18 protein-coding genes are annotated in these 21,095 nt (G+C 37.9%); 9 read left to right on the top strand and 9 right to left on the bottom strand.

Features of this window, described 5'->3' with window-relative positions; all coding sequences use genetic code 11:
* Positions 1 to 10 precede the first annotated feature (10 nt).
* The gene (locus ACTBZY_RS11060; RefSeq protein WP_463046401.1) at positions 11 to 535 is read right to left on the bottom strand and encodes a DUF2911 domain-containing protein; all 525 of its coding nucleotides are present in this window, start codon (positions 533 to 535) and stop codon (positions 11 to 13) included.
* A 131-nt stretch (positions 536 to 666) separates the two neighbouring features.
* Between ACTBZY_RS11060 and mutL the strand changes: the two genes are divergently transcribed.
* The 5 genes from mutL to ACTBZY_RS11035 all read left to right on the top strand — a co-directional run bounded on the left by mutL (position 667) and on the right by ACTBZY_RS11035 (position 6,965).
* Positions 667 to 2,514, top strand: a complete 1,848-nt coding sequence (gene mutL, locus ACTBZY_RS11055; RefSeq protein ID WP_463046496.1) for a DNA mismatch repair endonuclease MutL — start codon at positions 667 to 669, stop codon at positions 2,512 to 2,514.
* A 14-nt stretch (positions 2,515 to 2,528) separates the two neighbouring features.
* Positions 2,529 to 3,200 carry a rhomboid family intramembrane serine protease gene (locus tag ACTBZY_RS11050; protein ID WP_463046400.1) on the top strand — a complete coding sequence of 224 codons (672 nt, stop codon included), beginning with the start codon at positions 2,529 to 2,531 and terminating at the stop codon, positions 3,198 to 3,200.
* 21 nt (positions 3,201 to 3,221) lie between these two features.
* Positions 3,222 to 4,133, top strand: a complete 912-nt coding sequence (locus tag ACTBZY_RS11045) for a rhomboid family intramembrane serine protease (RefSeq protein ID WP_463046399.1) — start codon at positions 3,222 to 3,224, stop codon at positions 4,131 to 4,133.
* A gap of 99 nt (positions 4,134 to 4,232) precedes the next feature.
* Positions 4,233 to 6,164: a 1-deoxy-D-xylulose-5-phosphate synthase gene (gene dxs, locus ACTBZY_RS11040; RefSeq protein WP_463046398.1), complete on the top strand. Its 1,932-nt coding sequence runs from the start codon at positions 4,233 to 4,235 to the stop codon at positions 6,162 to 6,164.
* Between the two features lie 6 nt (positions 6,165 to 6,170).
* On the top strand, positions 6,171 to 6,965 hold the full coding sequence (locus tag ACTBZY_RS11035) for an AAA family ATPase (protein ID WP_463046397.1): 795 nt from the start codon (positions 6,171 to 6,173) through the stop codon (positions 6,963 to 6,965).
* 2 nt (positions 6,966 to 6,967) lie between these two features.
* On the opposite strand, the gene ACTBZY_RS11030 is transcribed toward ACTBZY_RS11035, so the two are convergent.
* The 5 genes from ACTBZY_RS11030 to ACTBZY_RS11010 are packed head-to-tail and all read right to left on the bottom strand — an operon-like array spanning position 6,968 to position 11,592.
* The gene (locus tag ACTBZY_RS11030) at positions 6,968 to 7,813 is read right to left on the bottom strand and encodes a hypothetical protein (protein WP_463046396.1); all 846 of its coding nucleotides are present in this window, start codon (positions 7,811 to 7,813) and stop codon (positions 6,968 to 6,970) included.
* A complete protein-coding gene (locus ACTBZY_RS11025) occupies positions 7,813 to 8,685 on the bottom strand; it encodes a DUF6175 family protein (protein ID WP_463046395.1) in 873 nt (290 codons plus the stop codon). The genes ACTBZY_RS11030 and ACTBZY_RS11025 overlap by 1 nt, the downstream gene beginning before the upstream one ends.
* Complete coding sequence (locus ACTBZY_RS11020) at positions 8,682 to 9,158, bottom strand: hypothetical protein (protein ID WP_463046394.1); 477 nt, start codon at positions 9,156 to 9,158, stop codon at positions 8,682 to 8,684. Before ACTBZY_RS11020 ends, ACTBZY_RS11025 begins: the two co-directional genes overlap by 4 nt.
* Positions 9,159 to 9,163: 5 nt before the next feature.
* Positions 9,164 to 10,801 (bottom strand): hypothetical protein, encoded by a 1,638-nt coding sequence (locus ACTBZY_RS11015; protein WP_463046393.1) that lies wholly within the window; start codon positions 10,799 to 10,801, stop codon positions 9,164 to 9,166.
* On the bottom strand, positions 10,801 to 11,592 hold the full coding sequence (locus ACTBZY_RS11010) for a hypothetical protein (protein ID WP_463046392.1): 792 nt from the start codon (positions 11,590 to 11,592) through the stop codon (positions 10,801 to 10,803). The genes ACTBZY_RS11015 and ACTBZY_RS11010 overlap by 1 nt, the downstream gene beginning before the upstream one ends.
* Before the next feature lie 381 nt (positions 11,593 to 11,973).
* On the opposite strand from ACTBZY_RS11010, the gene ACTBZY_RS11005 reads away from it, so the two are divergent.
* Complete coding sequence (locus ACTBZY_RS11005) at positions 11,974 to 12,108, top strand: hypothetical protein (RefSeq protein ID WP_463046391.1); 135 nt, start codon at positions 11,974 to 11,976, stop codon at positions 12,106 to 12,108.
* A 135-nt stretch (positions 12,109 to 12,243) separates the two neighbouring features.
* On the top strand, positions 12,244 to 13,533 hold the full coding sequence (locus ACTBZY_RS11000) for an aminotransferase class V-fold PLP-dependent enzyme (RefSeq protein ID WP_463046390.1): 1,290 nt from the start codon (positions 12,244 to 12,246) through the stop codon (positions 13,531 to 13,533).
* Positions 13,534 to 13,614: 81 nt separating this feature from the next.
* On the opposite strand, the gene ACTBZY_RS10995 is transcribed toward ACTBZY_RS11000, so the two are convergent.
* Positions 13,615 to 14,844, bottom strand: a complete 1,230-nt coding sequence (locus ACTBZY_RS10995) for an MFS transporter (protein WP_463046389.1) — start codon at positions 14,842 to 14,844, stop codon at positions 13,615 to 13,617.
* 346 nt (positions 14,845 to 15,190) lie between these two features.
* On the opposite strand from ACTBZY_RS10995, the gene ACTBZY_RS10990 reads away from it, so the two are divergent.
* Positions 15,191 to 15,793, top strand: a complete 603-nt coding sequence (locus ACTBZY_RS10990) for a porin family protein (protein WP_463046388.1) — start codon at positions 15,191 to 15,193, stop codon at positions 15,791 to 15,793.
* Between the two features lie 174 nt (positions 15,794 to 15,967).
* A complete protein-coding gene (locus ACTBZY_RS10985; protein ID WP_463046387.1) occupies positions 15,968 to 17,557 on the top strand; it encodes a purple acid phosphatase family protein in 1,590 nt (529 codons plus the stop codon).
* 69 nt (positions 17,558 to 17,626) lie between these two features.
* Here ACTBZY_RS10985 and ACTBZY_RS10980 read toward each other — a convergent pair whose 3' ends face one another.
* Positions 17,627 to 17,965: a zinc ribbon domain-containing protein YjdM gene (locus ACTBZY_RS10980; protein ID WP_463046386.1), complete on the bottom strand. Its 339-nt coding sequence runs from the start codon at positions 17,963 to 17,965 to the stop codon at positions 17,627 to 17,629.
* A gap of 134 nt (positions 17,966 to 18,099) precedes the next feature.
* Positions 18,100 to 21,066 carry a protein translocase subunit SecDF gene (gene secDF / locus ACTBZY_RS10975; RefSeq protein ID WP_463046385.1) on the bottom strand — a complete coding sequence of 989 codons (2,967 nt, stop codon included), beginning with the start codon at positions 21,064 to 21,066 and terminating at the stop codon, positions 18,100 to 18,102.
* Between the last annotated feature and the right edge of the window lie 29 nt (positions 21,067 to 21,095).

Here is a 21,095-nt window from a genome sequence, read left to right as displayed (position 1 = left end):
CGTGAAACTTTTAGTCTATCGGTACTTCTATCAAAGTTTTATCCCAATTAATGCTCATCACAACGCCAGCAGAATCTACATCTGCAAAGCTAATCTTTAGTAATTCAGTAGTCTCTGTGGTTTGAATTGCGGGCACTTCTACTTTTAATACATCGCCTTCTTCATCATAACTCGTTCCCCACTGACCGGTCTGTGAGTTAAAAATCACACTCCAATCTCCCTCTCTAGGAATAGTCCACAATGAATATTCTCCTGCAGCCAAAGACTTTCCAGCTATTTTAACGTCTTTATTAAATTTAATTATGGTGGCTTCATTAGCTCCCGTTCTCCAAACCTTGTCAAATGGAACGAGCTCTCCAAAAATAACCCTCCCTTTTACAGCAGGCTGGCAATAGGTTACCGAAACCGTCAATTCTCCAGAAGTCATCTCGGCCGTATCTGTTGGGCTATGGCTCTTAGTCCAATTCTTAAACACAACATACAATACTGCCAAAACAACAAATACGAGTAGGGTAATTTTTATAAATTTCTTCATAAGCTAAAGTTTTAGGTATATTTTAGTGAACACCTTATCAACATCTTTATTGTTGAAAAAATTCAAACTCCATTCAATCGGATTTGCATAATGGAATAGTCACCTTTGTAGGGCACATTATTCTACTTTCTATGGACATTATACATCTTCTATCTGACGCCATCGCAAATCAAATTGCCGCTGGTGAAGTGGTACAAAGACCCGCTTCAGCAGTAAAGGAGCTCATGGAAAACGCCATAGATGCTAGAGCTACAGAGATTAAGCTTATTATCAAAGACTCTGGAAAGACATTAGTTCAAGTAGTTGATAATGGCAAAGGCATGTCTGTCACAGACTGTAGAATGAGCTTTGAACGGCACGCCACCTCTAAAATAAGCAAATCGGAAGACCTTTTTGCCATCAGAACAATGGGTTTTAGAGGAGAGGCACTGGCGTCGATAGCAGCAGTGGCCCAAGTAGAGGTAAAAACCAAACGAGAGGAAGACGAGCTGGGCACACACCTCATTATAGAAGGGTCGGAAGTAAAAAGCCAAGAACCTATTTCTACGCCAACTGGAACAAGTTTCATTGTTAAAAACCTTTTCTATAACATTCCTGCTAGACGCAAATTCTTAAAGTCTAACCCAGTGGAAATGAAACATATTCTGGATGAATTTCAAAGGATCTCTTTGGCAAACCCAGCGGTTGGATTTGAACTCTATCATAATGACATCGAAGTTTATAAACTACCTTCTGCCAAACTTTCTAAAAGAATTGTTGACCTTTTTGGGAAAAGCTATCGCGAACAGTTGGCTGCATGTGAAGAAAACACACCATATGTAAATATACAAGGCTATGTTGGTAAACCAGAATCGGCAAAAAAATCGAGGGGAGACCAATACTTCTTTATCAATAATAGATTTATCAAAAGCCCCTATTTACACCATGCCGTCACCATGGCCTTTGAGGGTACTATTCCAGAAAAGCATTATCCTTTCTATGTGCTTAACATCTCTATAGACCCATCTAACGTAGATATTAACATTCATCCTCAGAAAACTGAAATTAAATTTGACGATGAAAAAGCCGTCTATAGTATTCTGCGTTCGGCCGTAAGGCAAGCCATAGGTGTTTACAATTTAACGCCAACCATTGACTTTGAATCGGATATTAATTTTGGCAACCTTACCAATCATCAAATGCCAGAAAAGCAACCTTCCGCATTTGAAAGGGCCGGCTCTTCTATTTCGAACTTTGAACAATCCAGAAGGTCATTTGACGGCCAAAAACCTGAAAATAAAGATTGGCGTAAGCTATATGAGGGTTTAGAAAGTGCCGCCAATTTTTCTACCTCAGAAGAGGTGGTATCTATGGGCTCCAAGGTAAACGCTGGATTAGAAAGTAAATTAAAACCTGATTTAGATGAAGTAGACGCCATTCAAATTCACTTGAAGTACATCGCTTTACAAGTCAAAAGCGGTATGCTACTCATCGACCAAAAAGCGGCGTGGGAGCGTATTTTGTTCGAGAAATTTGAGAAAAATTTGGCGAACAAATCTGGGGCTTCGCAGCAGCTGCTATTTCAAAAAACGCTGAACCTTAGACCAGAGGAATTTGAGCTGGCCCTCACGCTTAAAAGCGAAATACATGCCCTGGGTTTTGGCTTTGAGGTCTTTGGTACCAGCAGTCTTATTATCAACGGAATTCCAATGGAAACGACCGACGATGAAGGCTCTGCTCTTTTACAAGATTTACTCAAGGAATCTATAGAACATGACACGGAACTTAAGCTTGATAAAACTAAAAATCTAGCCAAAACACTGGCCAAAAGAACTGCTGGCAGGAACCTAAAAAAAATGGACAAAAAAGAAATAAATGTGCTTATAAATCGTCTTTTTGAAACATCTATGCCATCTTACACCCCAGATGGGCAAAAAATAATGAATGTAATTACACTAGAGCGACTAAGCGAACTCATTTCTAGCTCTGATGGTTTTTAAAAAAAGAAAAAAATATGTTTGATAGAATTACACCGATAGTAAAACAGCTACTCATAATTAACATAGTTGTATTTATTATATCAAATCTGGCGGAGCAGTTTTTTTACTCCAACTTCGCTTTTTTTAACCCCATACTTCCAAACAACGAACAGCTTTTCAATCCAAACTTCAAACCTTGGCAGGTATTGACCTATATGTTTATGCATGGTGGTCTTGGTCACTTGTTTAGTAACATGTTTGGTCTTTTTATTTTTGGGTCTACACTTGAAACATTCATGGGCTCCAAGAAATTTTTAATCTACTACCTCATTACAGGAATAGGAGCGGCGGTTTTAAATTCCATGCTAAACACATACGAAATGTCTCAATTATTGGCTAACTCAGAGCCCTACTGGAGACAAGCCGTAACACCGATGGTTGGGGCCTCTGGTGCCATATTCGGAATCCTTGTGGCCTTCGGCGTACTCTTCCCAAATGTGGAATTAATGCTTTTATTTTTCCCAGTGCCTATTAAAGCAAAATATTTTGTAATTTTATATGGTCTCTACGAACTATATGCCGGTACTGCCGGACTTCAGCAGGGAGTGGCTCACTTTGCCCATATCGGTGGATTGATTACAGGTTTAGTCCTGTTGAAACTTTTTGGATTCGATGAAAAGGAAGGGCAAAATTTTCGTAGGTGGTAATAAAGCGATTTATGACAAGAAATGGGAAGCATCAAGGATGATATAAGACAAGCTTTTGGCAAAGGAAACAGCTCCAGTGTACAGCTTATACTGATAAATCTGTTCGTGTTTGTGGCTTACTTCGCAGTAAAGCTTATCCTGTCTATGTCCGATGAAACCAGTGGTATTGTCGCTACTATTGACCAAAACATTTACTTAAATGCCAATCTCCCTGAGTTAGTTCTTCACCCTTGGAGTCTTTTTACATTTGGTTTTGTAAACGGTTCGTTTTTCAGTTTCTTATTTAATTGTATTGCACTTTATTGGTTTGGCTTTTTAATTCAAGACTTTCTGGGAAATAGAAAGCTTATCAATATCTATTTGTTAGGCTATATTTTTGCTGGAATTTCATACATAAGCATTTTTAACCTCGTAGGCATGACAAAGGCTTCCGTAAACATGGCTCCATTAGCCTCAGGTGCCACCGCCGCCGTTTACGCCGTAATGTTTGCCACCATCACACTCATCCCCGACTATGAACTGTTCTTATTCCGAAGGCTCAGTATTAAAATAAAATATCTGGCGGTTATCTTCTTAATTTTCTCTTTTATAAACCCCGCCAATGGCTTCATGAATTTAGGAGGAGCTTTTTTGGGCTACCTTTATATTAAACTACTAAGAACAGGTATAGACTTAGGCTCTCCGTTTGAGGCGGTTCAAGACTGGTTTAATAGACTTTCAAAACCAAAACCACAAAAGCCATTTACGGCAAAAAAATTCAGCCATTCTACTGTAGGCACTTTTCTGTCTTACGAAAACGAAGAGAGAGATTTCAGCACAGAACAAGAAGAGGTAGACGCTCTACTAGATAAAATTGGCATCTCTGGCTACAAAAGCTTAACCTTAGAAGAGAAAGAAAGGCTTTACAAAGCGTCACAAAGCGACAAGCTTTAGCCTTTTTTATTCTATGACATCCAAATACTAGGGTTTCTTCGTACATTTGGCACAACTAAAATGTAGCCATAAAAACGGTTACAAGGTTTAAGACCCCTTATGTTTATTAAACCCGGCAAATTACTATCTACCGTAAATAGCCCTGAGGAACTCAGGAAGCTAAGCAAAGACCAGTTACCACAATTTTGTGATGAACTTCGTCAATACATTATTGATACGGTCTCTATAAACGGAGGACACTTTGGTGCGAGTCTGGGCGTGGTAGAACTTACCGCAGCCTTACACTATGTATTCAATACCCCTGACGACAAACTCGTTTGGGACGTTGGTCACCAGGCTTATGGCCACAAAATCATTACAGAAAGAAGAGATAAATTTTATTCCAACCGTGTGTATGGAGGCTTATCTGGTTTTCCTAAAATCTCAGAAAGTAGATACGACGCTTTCGGCGTAGGCCACTCTTCTACCTCTATTTCTGCTGCCTTAGGTATGGCTGTAGGATCTAATCTCAATGGCGATAAAAATGCTCAGCACATTGCGGTAATTGGAGATGGAGCCCTAACTGCGGGTTTGGCTTTTGAAGGCATGAACCATGCTGGCTCTTTAAAAGATGCCAACATACTCATTATCCTAAATGATAATTGCATGTCAATTGACCCCAACGTGGGTGCTCTTAGGGAGTATTTGACAGACATTACCACCTCTAAGTCTTATAACAAAGTCAAAGAAGAGGTCTGGAATCTATTAGGTAAAATGAGCCACTTTGGTAAGAGTGCCAGAGAAATCGTAAAGAAAATAGAAAATGCCATGAAAGGAGCTGTTCTAGGCAACAGCAACTTTTTTGAAGCATTAAATTTAAGATATTTTGGGCCAATAGATGGTCATGACATTGACCACATGGTGCATGTTCTGGAAGACCTAAAAAACATTCCAGGTCCTAAAATTTTACATTGTATCACCAAAAAAGGCAAAGGCTACGAGCCAGCGGAGAAAGACCAAACAAAATGGCACGCTCCAGGTCTTTTTGATAAGCTGACAGGTGAAATAAAACAAGTAAATTCTCCTACACCTCAACCGCCGAAATATCAAGTGGTTTTTGGTAAAACAATAGTGGAACTAGCCGAAAAGAACAGTAAAATTGTAGGTGTTACACCTGCTATGCCATCGGGTTCTTCCCTGAACATCATGATGGACGCCATGCCTGATAGGGCTTTTGATGTCGCTATAGCAGAACAGCACGCCGTTACTTTTTCTGCCGGAATGGCCACAAAAGGACTGACGGTCTTCTGTAATATATATTCTACATTCATGCAGCGTGCCTATGACCAAGTCATACACGATGTATGTTTACAAGGCTTACCCGTTATTTTCTGTTTAGATAGAGCTGGATTTGCGGGTGCAGATGGCCCTACACACCATGGAGCTTATGATTTGGCTTTCATGCGTTGTATACCAAACATGATAGTATCTGCTCCTATGAACGAAGAAGAGCTGAGAAACCTAATGTTTACGGCTCAGTCTGACAAGATTCAGTCTGGTAAAGAGGCCTTCACCATCAGATATCCAAGAGGTAAAGGAGTGATGGTAGACTGGAAACTTCCAATGCAAGAAATAGCAGTGGGAAAAGGTAGAAAAGTAAAAGATGGTGAAGATATCGCTGTTTTAAGTATAGGTCATATTGGTAATGAAGCTTTAGCTGCTGCCAATGAATTGGAAAAAGAAGGACTGTCTGTCGCTCATTACGACTTACGTTTTGTTAAACCGCTTGACGAAGCCCTTTTACACGAAGTGTTCAGTAGGTTCTCAAAAGTGATCACTGTAGAAGATGGCTGCTTACAAGGAGGCATGGGCTCTGCGGTACTGGAGTTTATGATAGACCATGGTTATACTGCTCAGGTAAAAAGACTAGGTATTCCTGATAGACTAGTGGAGCATGGAGAGCAAGAAGAACTTCAAGCCGAATGTGGTTTTGACCAAGACGGGATCAAAAGAGCTTGCCTTGAAATGGAAACTGTAAAAACGGCAGTCTAGATTAAAATGCCACACTTACAGTCTGTAAGTTTAAGAAACCTCCCAGAAGAAGAAGAATTTCCTTTTACACTCCCACTTATCAAAGATTTGGAGCCTATAATATTCAACAAAAACATCACGTTTTTTGTCGGAGAAAATGGTGCTGGAAAATCTACCATACTAGAGGCCATAGCCTATAAACTTAATGTGCCCGTAGCAGGTACTGCGAGCGTGGAACTAGACCCCATGCTGGAAAATGCCAGAAAACTGGGTAAATACCTCAGCATTAGACAAACTACAAAATCATCCAGAGGATTCTTTCTTAGGGCCGAAGACTTCATAGGCTTTGTTAAAAGTATCCAGCGACAAATAGCCGAGCTTACTTCCGAAATAACAGAAATAGAAGATACTTGGACCGTCGGGGACATCAACTTAGCAACCAAATACATCAAAGAAGAACGCCAAGAACTTATAGACCGCTACGGTGAAAACTTAGATGCCATGAGCCATGGCGAAGGTTTCCTTAAATTTTTCCTTTCTAGAATAACCGGAACCTGTGTTTACCTCATAGATGAGCCAGAAGCTGCTCTCTCTCCTACGCGATTACTATCTTTAATTTCACTTATCCGTCAAAAAGTAAATGATGTGGATGCTCAATTTATAATAGCCACACATTCCCCCATCATCATGGCCATCCCAGAAGCCGAAATATTACATTTTAAAGATGGGAAAATAGCTCCTATTGCTTATCTAGAAACGGAGCATTATCAGTTAACTAAAAGTTTTTTGGATAATCCTGAGGTTTATTTTAGGGAGTTGTGAAATCAATGATTATTCAGTTGACTCCAAGAGTCGTAATCACCTACGAGTAAGAAGTGATTAATTCTTTCGGCCTTTATATTAAGTTCCTTATTAGACCTCTTTAAAAAGTATTCACCAATACCCTTCGATATCATTATTGCTTCCTCACTACATTTGCAATTTGGAGGTATTTTAGATAAAATGTTTACTGCCTTAATCATCTGAAATTCAACACCAGAAACGCTTAATACTTTTAACTTATTAAAATTTTCATCACAGTACTTATTGCCGTATTCAACTAGGATTTTCTCTTTTGCGGCCTCCAATTTTATTTTGCAACTTTTATCACTTGTTTGAGATATAGCTTCATTAAGCCTCATAATCCCTTCTATGGTTACCTCATCTTGATACCTAGTGAGAATAACATCACAATTTAATCCAGAATATCTCTCACTAAATACCGTCAGCTCTTCTAAAGCCATACCTACCACACCCATTTCTGCCATCTCTAAAATCAGGTCTTTTACTATTTCATACTTATTAGAAGCAGATACAGGAATTTCATAAGTAACAATTGTGTCTTTTTTCGAAGAGCGAAGTCCAAATTCAAAGGACACTTTTACCACTCCTTTATATAGCAAGTTTATACCTTCAATACTATAAACTTTCGAGTAATCCATCGTGGGTTTTATCTCAACCGTTGATTTAGAGTCTAGCTTGTATTCCTTCGCTATCTCCGTATTTAAAAATGTATTGACATACCCATCGTAAAATTCTGTATTTGTTGCCATTTTGACATAGTCTATAGTCTTCTGGGCATTTGCTGTTGACAATAATAAAAATAAAGAAAGAGTTAAAAGTCTAGTCATTATTGTATTGTTAAAGTAATGCTATTTCCTACAACGGTAGTTGAGGCTTTAATTTCATTAGTTCTCAAAAACCTTCTCAAATCCAAAGCAAATTTGGTGCTACGAAAAGAGTTTCCATTATCGTCTTTGTAAGGTACTTTTATTTGATCGAAGGTTATTCTTGTGTCACTTACACCTTGTAGATGATAGTTTCCTTTATAAGCATTATCGGCAATGTACTCCTCTAGTAGGTCACTTAAAAGACTTCCCATGTCATCCACTTCTGTGTCCATTTTTAAGTCAGACTCTTCACTCACTCCTCCATTTAAAGTAATAGTAAGTCCATTCTCCCTTATGTCTTCAAACTTCTCTGATATAGTAGTCAAAAGATTTGGCACCTCTTCATCTACAGCCTTGACAATAAGCTTTTCATAATTTTCGGTATAAAATTTTGGAGAAATTGAGACCTTATTTGCGTAGGATTCACCAGAAAAAGCATTAAAAGCTGACATCAAAACGGTTACACTATTTCCAGAATTACTTCTGTTTATGTTTGCTTCTACTTCTATGTAAATATCTGCTCCAGAAATTGCAATTATATCATCTTTAAGAGACGTTTTCTGTTCGGACTGTAAAGCCTCTGCATTACCCAATTGCTTTAATTTAGCTCTGAAATCTATCGTATTTACACCTCGTTGATCAAAAGCATCCTTCACCTTGGTAATGGCCACCCTCAGCCACTCATTGTGCTCATAATTTACTCTAAGATCTGACCCCTTAGGAGTAAAGGGAATTACCATTATTGTTGGTTGTAAATTACTTTGACTGTCATCTTGGGCAAACCCAACACTTGCTACACATAAAACTAAAGCAAGGAATATTTTAAATCTCATAATCCGAATTTTTTAATAATTTCATTCTCTTCTAAATATTTCCTAAGTGCTTTCACATCAACCTCTACCTCGACCGTTACTAAATGCCCTCCAGAACCACTTTCGTCGTCAACAATTAAAGACTTAGTGATAAACCTCTCTGGCCCTAAATGAAAAGCTAGATCATTTAGGGTATTTTCAAAAGCAAGTTTACTCTCTAATTCGTTTTTTATTAAAGGATTCTCTGATGGCGAATTTGCGACTCCTTTATATAACAAATTTTCAATCGCAGATACTGTCGCAAAGTAAGCTGCGTCTTGCGTACTCGAACCAAAATTCTGGCTATTAAAGCTTTGCAACAACCCTTTAGACGCCACATAGCTTACCTTCCCATTTCTACTGTACTCAATACTTTTTTGCGATGTAACTTTTTTCGAGCAAGACATATTTAGCAAAAAAAGGACAAACCAAAATGAGATTATTTCTTTTTTCATTCCTCTTATAAATTATACTCCAGAACTACCTTAGCTCCAGAATTTTTCATTTCCAATAACTCTTTGTTTCCTTTTTGAACATAAAGGTTGCCTAGGTGCTTGTTTACTTCTGACCTAATATATCCTTCTCCTACTAAAATATTTCTCAACATTTTTTTGCCACCCACCGTCTCTTCTTGCTGCTTATAAATTAAAATTCTTTCTCCTAGAATCACCCCAAAAGGGTTGTAAACACGAACTTCTTTGACAGTCTTCTTTTTTACATTGGTATACTCAAAGATTTCCATCTCTTTATTAAACGTGTTTAAAAAAATAGTTTTTATGACAACTGGCGAAGTTGACGCTGAAAACTTAAACCCTAATATTTTACCTTCTTTAGACTCTGCCCCAATTATCCTTCCGGTCTCAATATCTGTGCTGGTTAACTTATCGTCCTCAATTGAAAATAAATATCTCACTCCAAGCATTTTATAATAATCGTCGTTTGAAAAATTGTCGATGTTCTTTTCTGATTTCAACAACTCTCTGAAATAACGAAATTCAAAGTCTGCTCTTTCCAAAACTCTAATTGAAGGTACCGCTGCTAAATTTAATTCTAAGTTCATAAAGCAGTTAATGCATTTCTTTTTTACCGCTACAGTTTGAATTTCCGCATTTCCAATTTCCCTAACTTTATTATTTAAGACCGACTCATTATTCGTAATAATGACTTGGGCGTCGTTCAATATTAATTCTGCAAGTCTTTTTTGATTCCCAAACATTGCCAACTTAAGTTCTGAGCCAGTAGAATCAATGCTTTCAACTTTAAAAGTATATCCTTTATCATAAGAAACATGTTCTCCAAATTTTTGTATTTCATAAAAGTCGATATAATCACTAGTCGAATAGCCATCCTTTGTACTTAAATCCGACTTAACGAATTTTACTTTATCTTCAACAATACCATCCTTTTTAATAGTGAAGTATTTGTGGTCAAGAACCTCCTGAGCATAATAAAACCTTCTTACGCAGTACGAAGAATACTCTTTAAAAGCAGCAACCTTTCTCTCATAAATTTTCTGCTTATATTTCTCAAACGCTTTTTTCTCAGCTTCTTCAAAACCCTTGTTATTAAGACGCATAAATGATGGGTCTGCACTAAAAGCCTCTTTAAAGTTAATCGAAACATCAAATCTTCCGCTCCCTCTATTGGAAGCCATAAGCTCATCCGACGATGTATTTAAAGCAAATTGCGTTAAGTATAGAATTTCGGTTGATTTTAAATCAACTATTTTAAGCTTCAAGTCAAGCTCTGGCCTTATTGGGTAGAAAGCAGAAACGGTTTTTCCTGTTGAGTCTGTAACCAACTGTAAATTAGGACGGCTTTCTACTTCAGAGTAAAGTTCAATAAACATTAATTTGTCTACAGGGTTAGTTCCGTCATTCCCTACTGGTGTAAGTTTCTTGCCTTCTTCCCAATCATAATAAAACATTTCTTGATTAGAATTAAGACGTTTAAAAGCTTTAAAATCATCTGTAATAATGGAATTAAAACTTGAATTTTCGTTTGCCGAAATTAAAACGGCCAAACCTTGCTTCTGAGCAATTGAAGTAAAGCTTATCAAAAAAAGGAGTAGGGATGTTTGTATATATTTCTTCATCATTAGTCTATTATTAATCTTCCAAAAACAGCAGTCTTGTCATTTAACGATTTCATTATTGATTCTTCTCCTTCTTCCACCTCCATTGTGCAAAAATTGTCGTCCTCCACACTTATCACTTGAGCTAAGCCAATTACGTTTTGCCTTTGAAGTACTTTTGCACCAACTTTTTCCTCTACATTTTCATAAATCTCAAAAAGATACCCTTCTCTCACATTTAAGTTTTTACCCGCTGCCACCAATAGCTCCTTTGCCTTATCTTTTTTCAATTTAGTAGCTCTTAGTACTGGAATCTGCTCATCAAAACTTTTTGCATTCAAGTCTAACAGCAGAACCAAAAGCTGCAAATCCATATTTTTAACTCCCCAAAAGTTTGCATCAAGTTTTCTCGATACTGAGCCAATATTTTTTGCCTCCTGAACATCAAATATCCCAATAGTCAACACACTTTCTGCAATATCATACTTGCTCGCCACGATATAATCAAGGCCTTCTTTCTTACTCTGAGACACCACATAACCATCCATGAAATCTTCACTTTTTTGAAGTTCCATTTCATCATTAATTAATTGTAAGTTTTGTCTATCAATTGTTATAAAAGCTGGATTACTAGAATAAAAGTCTACTATTTTAGACACCATGCCCTGCGTTGAGATTCCAGCTAAGGCTAAATTTTTATACATCTTCAGTGACGAAGAATAGCCTTGAACTCTCAATACGCCTATTCTCTTTTGAGCATTTACTGAAGTTAAAAAAGTCAGTATAACAACTACAGTTAAAAATCTGAATTTCATTTATTATTATTTTATTAAAAAGGATACTAAATTTTAAAGAAAGGCCTAGATGCCTACTAAAACATGTCAACAATCCCATATAGCCTTAAAGGAAAATGGGGTAAACTTGGGTTGTCATAATGATTCATTAAAGTTTCGGGGAGTGCTTTATCTAAACATTTGCTGTCCAGAATTTATTTTTCTACTGAAAAGTGGTTTGTGGATATTTATTATGCATTTCTGTTTCACAAAGTTAATCGATTAGTTTTTTCAGACAACATTGGATTAAATAAACACCCCTTTGACACTAAAATGTTAATTCAAAAAAAATGATAGACATTTCAAAGAATTATTAAAACAAAAGATGTGCCATCCTCAATAACATAAAAAAGCCCCATCATCATGGCCACCCCAGAAGCCGAAATACTACATTTTAAAGATGGTAAAATAGCTCCTATTGCATACGAGGAGACAGAGCATTATCAATTGACTAAGAGCTTTTTGGAGAATCCTGGGGTTTATTTGAGGGAGCTTTAACAAGCTCATAAAAAACCTTACCAAATTTATTACTCAAACAAATAGCATTTTAAAAACAAAATTCTGTAGACTTTTAACTCTGCAGTTGAAAAGTTGTCACATTCGTGTAAATTAGCTTACAAAAAAACTATCGCCATGAATTCAAGAAGATCGTTTATTAGAAAAGCCACCGCCATAAGTGCTATCCCAACGCTTAGTTCCTTTGTTAGTCTGACACAACCAAGGCTTGAAGAAATTCAAAAAGAAGCTTTGAAGAAGTCGCCCACTGAACTAGCAGAAGACGAAGACTTTTGGTCTTTCATCAAACAATCTTATACCGTATCTCCGCAAATAATCAACCTAAACAATGGCGGGGTAAGTCCATCACCAAAACCCGTTCAAGATTCTCTGGAAAGGCTAAATCATTATGCTAATGAGTGCCCTTCCTACTATATGTGGGGCATTATGGACCAAGGAAGAGAGCCCCTTCGCGAAAACATTGCAAAATTTGCTGGGGTCTCCCCTGAAGAAATTGCCTTTAACAGAAATACCACAGAGGCACTAGATACTATAATTTTGGGCATGCCTCTACAGAAAGGTGACGAAGTTATTTTGTGTGAATATGATTACCCAAACATGTTAAATGCATGGCGACAAAGAGAAATGCGAGATGGAATAGTCCTGAAATGGATTGACCTCAAATTGCCTTCGGACGACAAAAAAGCTTTGACTCAACCTTACATTGATGCAATCACCGACAAAACCAAGGTTATTCATGTTACCCACATGATTAATTATAATGGTCAAATAATGCCTGTGAAAGAAATTTCGGATTTGGCTCACAAAAAAGGAATTGAAGTAGTTTGTGATGGGGCACACACATTTGCCCACATAGACTTTAAAATCCCCGATTTAGGATGCGACTATTTTGGCACTAGTTTACATAAATGGTTAGGGGCTCCTATTGGTAATGGTCTTCTGTGGATGAAAAAAGAGAAAATAGCCAATGTATATCCTCTTTTGCCAAACCCTGACCCAAAAACCGACAACATCAGAAAATTTGAAAACCTAGGAACAAGATCTTTCATGATAGAGCAGTCCATAGGTGAGGCTCTGAATTTTCAATATGCCCTTGGCAATGAAAGAAAAGAAGCTAGGCTTAGATATTTGAGAGATTATTGGGCTAAAAATGCTTTAGCCATTAGTGACCGCGTTTCCATTCAAACCTCACTTTCCAAAGAATTTTCCTGTGCTTTGGCCGTAGTTGGTATTGAAGGGCTAATGGGTCGAGTAATAGCAAAAACCTTCTTTGACAAGTATAAAATACATACCACGCAAAGAACAAAGATTGACATCAATGGCTCACGAGTAACACCTCATGTTTATACCAGCATTAATGATTTAGACCGCCTACTTACTGCAATAGAATATCTAACTAAAGGCTAAATTGATATACTAAATGAAACAAAAGAAATACTTGCATAATCCGAGAACGGAACAAATTCCGTCTCTTTAGAGAAGTATAACCTACAACTGCTCCTTAGTACGTTTCTCAGCTAACTTATTAATACCAAACATTAGAGCTCCCGAGGCTATCATGGATACTATCACTACGCCGCCCAACAAGGGATAGTTTTCTACAAAACCATCGGCACGCTGAACCACTATCATACCTGCTATGGCGGAAGCTATTCCTCCAGAAATTTGAGAAACGGATGAGTTAATACTCATAAATGCTCCCCTATCTTTTAAATCTGGAATGGCGGTTATAAGTGATGATGATGCTATCATTCGGGCGTTAATGCCTAAAAACAGAATGATGTTTAGCACTAAAATTACCCAGAAAGATGTCACCCCTAAGTTGGTGTAAATTCCCACCAAGATAATGCCTAAAACCGTCCCAAATATAAAGACTTTGAGTCTTCCGTACTTGTCTGACATTTTGCCTAGAATTGGGCCAAAAACTATGGTAAAAACGCCTGTTACTCCGTAAAGCAAAGGCAGCTCTTCCAAAGTGATTCCGAGATTATTAATTCCGTAAGTAGAGCCGAAAGGCATGAGCATAAAGCCACCTGTGGCTAGCAAAGTAGTAGCCAAAAAGACTTTGATATAATCTGGGTTTGAAATGGTATTGAATAAATGCTTAATTGGGTTTTGACCTTTATTGGCTTCTAAGTGTGTGTTTATTGGTCTAATTTTCCAAACCATGACTATTCCTACCAAAATTCCCACTATAACAATCATCCAAAAGCTAGAATGCCAGCCATAATTGTTTGCTAAATATAGCCCTATGGGTAAGCCTAGAATTTGCGAAGCTGCAAAAGCCATTTGGGTAAAACCCATTACTCTTCCACGTACTTTAAGCTCGAATATATCGGTGATGATAGCGAAACCTATGGAGCCAATTACACCACCAAAAATTCCGGTGAAAATGCGAGCGGCAAGAAGCATGGGATAGGTATTTGCAGAGGCACATAAAGCTGTTCCAATCAAAAAGCCGACATAAAAGAAGAGAAGTAACTTTTTCCGGTCAAATTTATCAGCAAAACCTGCGGCTAAAATACCTGAAATACCTGCACTAAAAGCGTAACCAGATACTACCCAACCGAACTGAGCAGTAGTAATATTCATTTCTGGTATAAGAATGGCACCCAAAGGCGACAATACCATAAAATCTAAAATGACAGTAAACTGTATAAAGGCCAAAATAGCAATCATGAATACCTGATAGCGAGTGAAAACCCTTTCTTTCTCCATTAGTAATTTTAAAAGCTTGACTTGGTATTAAGAACCCTTAATGACGGGATAATTCCGCTTCAAGAATACGGTGTAACAATTATTATAATTGAGGTAGATATTCATGTTGTATGCAAAAAAACACTTCAATATTTTCCTGAAAAGGCGAAGGTAAGTTTTAATTGTTTAGTCTGCTATGATGAGATTTATTTAGTGCAAAGCCAAATACGCTTGAGTGCACTAAGGTTTCTTAAAGCTTTGGCATCTCAAAAAAGTTGATAGTTGTGTCACAATTTCTACACTTCCCTGCTTTTTGGGCTGGGAACAAACATTTAGGGATTCTTTTCAAACTAAAATAAAACATATTATGAAAACGCTATTTTCTATGGCTGCCGTTCTGATAACGCTAATTTCTTTACCAAAATATGCTGTAGCACAAGACACCTCGTGGGGGCCAATGATAGGTGTTAATGGATCTAGTATTCCCAACTTTCCGCTTAGCTCATTCAAAACAGGAGCCAACCTAGGGGTTTTTTTGAATCATTCTAAACACGAACACTTAGGACTTAAAGTGGAGGCATTCTATTCGCAAATGGGATCTAATTTTGAAAACAAAGTAGATCAAATAGAGATGCATTACTTTCAAGTACCTGTTTATGGTGTCTGGTATCTAAATGATAAAGGAAACGACTTCCGTCCTAAAATTATGGTTGGTCCATATTTAGGCTTTTTAGCAGGAGCTTCTGGCTCAAACACCAGTGGAAACAACTTCTCTAAAGAAAACTTTAAGAGCGTAGATATTGGAGGTAAAGCCGCTGCAGGTTTTAACTGGAAGCTTAATCCTAAAATGTGGTTAAATACAGAATTCTATTTCGGTGGTAGTTTTGCTAATATTTACAAAACGGATATTATCAATATTAAAAACCAAAACCTTGGTTTGAACCTTGGGCTTAGTTTCCCTGTTAACTAATCCTAACATACTGATTCACAGGTACATGGTGCTTGTGAATCAGTATTATTTACGCTAAGAAGATTAGCTCGTGTAGTTTCTTTACCTAAATTTAACACCCTAGCACATCTCTACTTCGATTTTAAGGACAGAAAGCTGTAAATTGGGCTCATATATACAAGACCCAAAACCTTCATGAAGACAAAAAGCTTTTTAATACTCCTTCTACTTATTCCCTTTTTAGGGATATCCCAAACAAACAATCCTAGTTTTCTGGTAAAACCATTTTTGCAAGATGCAGAGCCCAACTCCATAAAAATAATGTGGGAAACGTCTTCGGGCGAAGAAAGCATCGTAGAATATGGGATCACTCCTAAACTGGGCAGCAAAGCCACAGGAATAGCCTTCGATGTGAATTTTGGTGAATCCAGAATACATGAAGTCAAGTTAAAAGAACTCAAGCGTTTTACCACCTATTATTACCGAGTGAAAACGGGAAAACTGGTATCGGATATATACCAGTTCAAAACACCTCCATTCCCTTCTGACAATGAGTCCTTCAATATCATTGCCATGAGCGATATGCAAAAAGACAACCAGAACCCAGACAAGTTTTTAGAAGTGGTTAACGATGGTATCCTTCAATATCTCAACAAAGAATTTGATGGCAGCCTTCCAAATAACCTGGCCATGGTTTTAATACCTGGAGATCTGGTGGATAGGGGAACAGTCTACGAGCAATGGAAAAATGATTTCTTTAACCCCGCGGAAAAGCTTTTTTCCGAAGTTCCGGTTTATCCAGTCCTAGGAAATCATGAAAGAAACGCCACATTCTACTTCAAATATTTTAGTCTTCCGGAAAACGGCACCCCTGGATATTCAGAACACTGGTGGTTTAAAGATTATGGTAACACAAGAATAATAGGGTTAAACTCCAACGACGGCTACAGAGATAGTAAAGAGCAATATGAATGGCTGCAGAAACTATTAGAAGAAACCGCCAAAAACGAGGCTATTGACTTTGTTTTCGCCCAGCTGCACCATCCGTTCAAATCTGAACTTTGGATTCCTGGTGAAGAAGATTTTAGTGGCAAAGTGGTTAAAATGCTAGAAAACTTTTCAACCAAAACGGGTAAGCCAAGTATTCACTTTTTTGGGCATACGCATGGTTATTCTAGAGGGCAATCTAAAGATCACAAACACCTTTGGATAAACGTAGCATCCGCCGGCGGTGCCATTGACAATTGGGGTGAATTTGAAGGTAGAGATTATGATGAATTTACCGTCACTCAAGACGAATACGGCTTTGTAATGGTGGAAATAGACGGAGATAAAGAAAATCCAAAATTCACCATTAAAAGAATTAGTAGAGGAAACGAAGATCTGCTAAGAGACAATGAGAAAACAGATCAAATAACGATCTACAAGAAAGAAAGAAAACCTTCAGCACCTATGGCCTTATCTCCAAATAATGAGACCGTAGCCATTACAGGAACATTGCTAAAAGCAGGCCCTTTTAAAAGCACTTTTGAAACCGCCACACATGCCGCTTCCAATTGGCAAATAGCCGACAACGAAAACTTCGAAAACCCAATTTTTGACAGCTGGAAACAATCTGAGAACTGGTATTATTTAGAGAATCGTCAGAAAAATGATGATTTAACAGATGAAAAAACCAAAAGACTTAGTCCTAATAAAAAGTATTTTTGGCGAGTAAGATACAGAGACCAAAGCCTTAACTGGAGCGACTGGTCTGAAACCAAATCGTTCCATACTGCCGAATAAGTCAGAACTCAACAAAACACAAAAGACTCCTTTCCTGCATGGAAGGGAGTCTTTTATTTATAGGCTTTTCTAAGCTTTCCTTACAAACTCTGATTTCAGTCCCATAGCACCAAAACCATCTATCTTACAAGCAATGTTATGGTCGCCATCTGTAATACGAATATTTTTAACCTTAGTTCCCGCCTTTACAGGCTTTGGAGCACCTTTTACTGGCAAATCTTTGATTACCACCACGCTATCTCCATTTTGAAGAACATTCCCATTGGAATCAAGAATCTGACTCGCCAACTCTTCCTCTGACGGCTCTGAGGGATTCCACTCATGAAAACACTCTGGACAAACTAATAAACTGTCCATAGGATACGTATACTCGCATTTACATTTAGGACATGGTGGAAACTCGCTCATAGGGATTTTTTATTTTCGTTGAGCTACAAAGATACCTTTTTAGAAAGTGTGCTCATAAGGTTTTGCTCCAATAAAAAAGCGACCTGCATTGATAATATCAACACAGGCCGCCTAATATCAAATACGAATTCTTCTTATTTCTTACCAACTACAGCTACTTCCGCAGCTTTAAGTCCCGCATCTTTTTCTCTTAAAAGCTGTCTTTGCATCGCATCAACTACGATAGGAGCAGCAATATATAGTGAAGAATATGTTCCTACAATTACGCCTAAGAACATGGCGAAGATAAATCCACGGATAGTTTCTCCACCAAAAATCAAAAGAATAAGCAATACTAACAAAGTAGCAATACCCGTTACGGCCGTTCTACTCAAAGTGCTATTCAAGGCGTTATTGATAACTTTAACAATATCCTCTTTGGCTTTGCTCTTATCATTTAGGTACTCACGAACACGGTCAAAAACAACGACCGTATCATTCATTGAATAACCCATAAGTGTTAATACCGCACCCACAAAAGCCTGATCAACATCTAAAGAGAAAGGAAGGATACCATTGAAGATAGAGAAGATACCAAGTATTACCAAAACGTCATGGAATACCGCAACAACGGCTCCAAAACTAAAGGCCACACTTCGGAATCTCAAATAGATATATATAAAGGTCAATATCAATGAGTACAGAATGGCTTTTAAAGAGTTCCAGATGGTATCGTTAGCAATAGTAGGCCCAACTTTAGAAGAGCTTACTACTTCACCTTTATTACCGTCAATATCCGCAACTATCGAAGCTATTTGCTCCTGAATTTGAAGCTCCACATTTGGGTCTGTATTGTCAATCTCGTAAGCTGTAGTAACCTTAACTTGATCAAAGCCTCCAAAAGTTTTCACTTCTGCGTTAAAGCCTGCATTTTCCATCGCCTGTCTTACGTCTTCTGTTTTTACAGAATTTTCAAACTTGGCTACGTATGTTCTACCTCCTTTAAAATCTACTCCTAAACCAAAACCTCTAATTCCGATAGAGATAGCACCCGCAATAATAATACCACCAGAAATCATGTAGAAGATTTTACGCTTGTTCACGAAATCAATGTTAGTGTCTTTAAACATCTTTTCTGTCCAAGAAGTAAAGAAGCTAATGGTTTTACCTTTCTTGATATAATGCTCAAACACCAATCTAGAGATGAAAATGGCACAGAAAAGAGAAGTGAAAATACCTATCAACAAGGTTGTAGCGAAACCTAAAACCAAACCAGTACCGAAGATAAATAAGATAACACCGGTAATTAAAGTGGTAACGTTTGAGTCAATAATAGATGGCATCGCAAATTTGAAACCGTTTCTTACCGCAGTAGCAAATGGCTTTCCTTCGTCCAGTTCCTCTTTTATTCGCTCATATATAAGTACGTTGGCATCCACGGCCATACCCACAGAAAGTACGATACCGGCAATACCCGGTAAGGTTAACGTCGCACCAAAAGAGGCCATCACACCTAATAATAAAATAAGGTTAATGATCAATGCAAGGTTAGCAATCCAGCCAGCTTTGTTGTAATAAATCATTACAAAAACCAAAACTGCCAACAAACCTACCAAAGAAGAAATAACACCAGCATTTACGGCACTCTCTCCAACAGAAGCTCCTACAATAGCTTCTTCAATGATATGTGTAGGTGCAGGAAGCTTACCGGCTTTCAAAACGTTGGCCAAGTCACTTGCTTCTTCTAGCGTGAAGTTTCCAGAAATACTTGAGTTTCCACCCGTAATTTCCTGATTCACATTTGGTGCAGAATATACATAGTTATCTAAAATAATGGCTACTCGCTGACCCACATTTGCTGCGGTCAAATCTCTCCATTTTCTAGAACCCGTAGCGTTCATTTGCATGCTTACATCTGGCTGACCTGTAGTAGGATCATAATCCTGACGAGCATTTGAAATCACATCTCCTTCTAAAGGTGCATTACCTAAGTCTTTCACCATATAAAGGCTTACCAACTCCTCGTTAGTGCCCTCATTCATAAATGGCTTCACATCATATAAGAAACTTAAATCCGCAGGAAATAACTGACGAACCACCGGTCTGTGCAAAATCTCATTAACTCTTGTGGTATCTTTAGTTCTAATCATTAAGCCACCTTGACCTCCAATAAACAAGTTACTGAAAGTACTATTTGCCAATAAAGAGTCTGAAGGCAATCCTGTGCTATCTGCACTTCCCGATAACTGAGAAGCTAGATCATTTCCACTTGTAGTGTCTGTGCTAGCAGCCTTGGCAGATTTTTTATTTACGAACTCAGAAAGTTTGCTTGTTTGTGCTTCTAAGTCTAATTGAGATAAGTAAGCAGAGAATGCCTCAAAAGAAGATCCAATTTCTTGTGGCTCGTAAACTTCGCAAAACTCTAATTTAGCAGCACCAGATAATAATTTTCTTACACGTTGCGGGTTATCAATACCAGGAAGCTCTACTTGAATTCTGTTTGTTCCTGGAAGTCTCTGAAGATTTGGGTTAGCTACACCAAACTTATCTACACGCGTTTGAATAATATTAAATGCTCTGTCAAAAGCACCGTCCACCTCATCTCTAATGTATCTGATAACTTCCCCGTCTGAAGAGTTAAGGCCAAGTTCGCCTCTATTAGAAGAATTTGAAAATACTCTCGCTAAAGAAACATTAGGTGCTAAAGCTTTGAACTCACTAGCAAAAATATTTACAAAGTGATCTGAACTTGTCACTGCCTTCACCGTGGCATTTTCAATAGCCTGAGCCACTCGTGGGTCTCTTGAACCACTAGCCAATGACTTCACGATATCATTAGGAGAAACTTCAAGAATAACGTGCATTCCACCTTGAAGGTCAAGACCTAAACCTAATTCCTGCTTTGTAAGATCCTCTAAAGTAGTTCCAAAAAATACTGGCTGCTTCCAAAGAGAATCCAAATATCTTTGTTTCTCTTGTCTGTTTACATTACCGTCCGCGTCCATTGCATACGCCTCTGCGTCGTTTCTTATGCTGTTGGCCTTGTAGGTCCTCACCAAATAATAGATACTAACCGCCATGAATATGGCCACCAGCGTCAATACTCCACCTTTATTTCTCATATTGTTAAATTGTCTCGCCCCATTTGAAA

The organism is Arcticibacterium sp. (genome assembly GCF_055134445.1).
Note: the sequence above shows the minus strand (reverse complement) of the source record. Positions and strands in the feature narration are given on the sequence as shown.

Bases quoted from the DNA above. Each gene is read 5' to 3' on its own strand.
- ACTBZY_RS11010 (WP_463046392.1), bottom strand. From the start codon at position 11,592: ATGAAATTCAGATTTTTAACTGTAGTTGTTATACTGACTTTTTTAACT.
- mutL (WP_463046496.1), top strand. From the start codon at position 667: ATGGACATTATACATCTTCTATCTGACGCCATCGCAAATCAAATTGCC.
- ACTBZY_RS11000 (WP_463046390.1), top strand. From the start codon at position 12,244: ATGAATTCAAGAAGATCGTTTATTAGAAAAGCCACCGCCATAAGTGCT.
- ACTBZY_RS11060 (WP_463046401.1), bottom strand. From the start codon at position 535: ATGAAGAAATTTATAAAAATTACCCTACTCGTATTTGTTGTTTTGGCA.
- ACTBZY_RS10985 (WP_463046387.1), top strand. From the start codon at position 15,968: ATGAAGACAAAAAGCTTTTTAATACTCCTTCTACTTATTCCCTTTTTA.
- ACTBZY_RS11035 (WP_463046397.1), top strand. From the start codon at position 6,171: ATGCCACACTTACAGTCTGTAAGTTTAAGAAACCTCCCAGAAGAAGAA.
- secDF (WP_463046385.1), bottom strand. From the start codon at position 21,066: ATGAGAAATAAAGGTGGAGTATTGACGCTGGTGGCCATATTCATGGCG.
- ACTBZY_RS10990 (WP_463046388.1), top strand. From the start codon at position 15,191: ATGAAAACGCTATTTTCTATGGCTGCCGTTCTGATAACGCTAATTTCT.
- ACTBZY_RS11020 (WP_463046394.1), bottom strand. From the start codon at position 9,158: ATGAAAAAAGAAATAATCTCATTTTGGTTTGTCCTTTTTTTGCTAAAT.
- ACTBZY_RS10995 (WP_463046389.1), bottom strand. From the start codon at position 14,844: ATGGAGAAAGAAAGGGTTTTCACTCGCTATCAGGTATTCATGATTGCT.
- ACTBZY_RS10980 (WP_463046386.1), bottom strand. From the start codon at position 17,965: ATGAGCGAGTTTCCACCATGTCCTAAATGTAAATGCGAGTATACGTAT.
- ACTBZY_RS11005 (WP_463046391.1), top strand. From the start codon at position 11,974: ATGGCCACCCCAGAAGCCGAAATACTACATTTTAAAGATGGTAAAATA.
- ACTBZY_RS11015 (WP_463046393.1), bottom strand. From the start codon at position 10,801: ATGATGAAGAAATATATACAAACATCCCTACTCCTTTTTTTGATAAGC.
- ACTBZY_RS11045 (WP_463046399.1), top strand. From the start codon at position 3,222: ATGGGAAGCATCAAGGATGATATAAGACAAGCTTTTGGCAAAGGAAAC.
- ACTBZY_RS11050 (WP_463046400.1), top strand. From the start codon at position 2,529: ATGTTTGATAGAATTACACCGATAGTAAAACAGCTACTCATAATTAAC.
- dxs (WP_463046398.1), top strand. From the start codon at position 4,233: ATGTTTATTAAACCCGGCAAATTACTATCTACCGTAAATAGCCCTGAG.
- ACTBZY_RS11030 (WP_463046396.1), bottom strand. From the start codon at position 7,813: ATGACTAGACTTTTAACTCTTTCTTTATTTTTATTATTGTCAACAGCA.
- ACTBZY_RS11025 (WP_463046395.1), bottom strand. From the start codon at position 8,685: ATGAGATTTAAAATATTCCTTGCTTTAGTTTTATGTGTAGCAAGTGTT.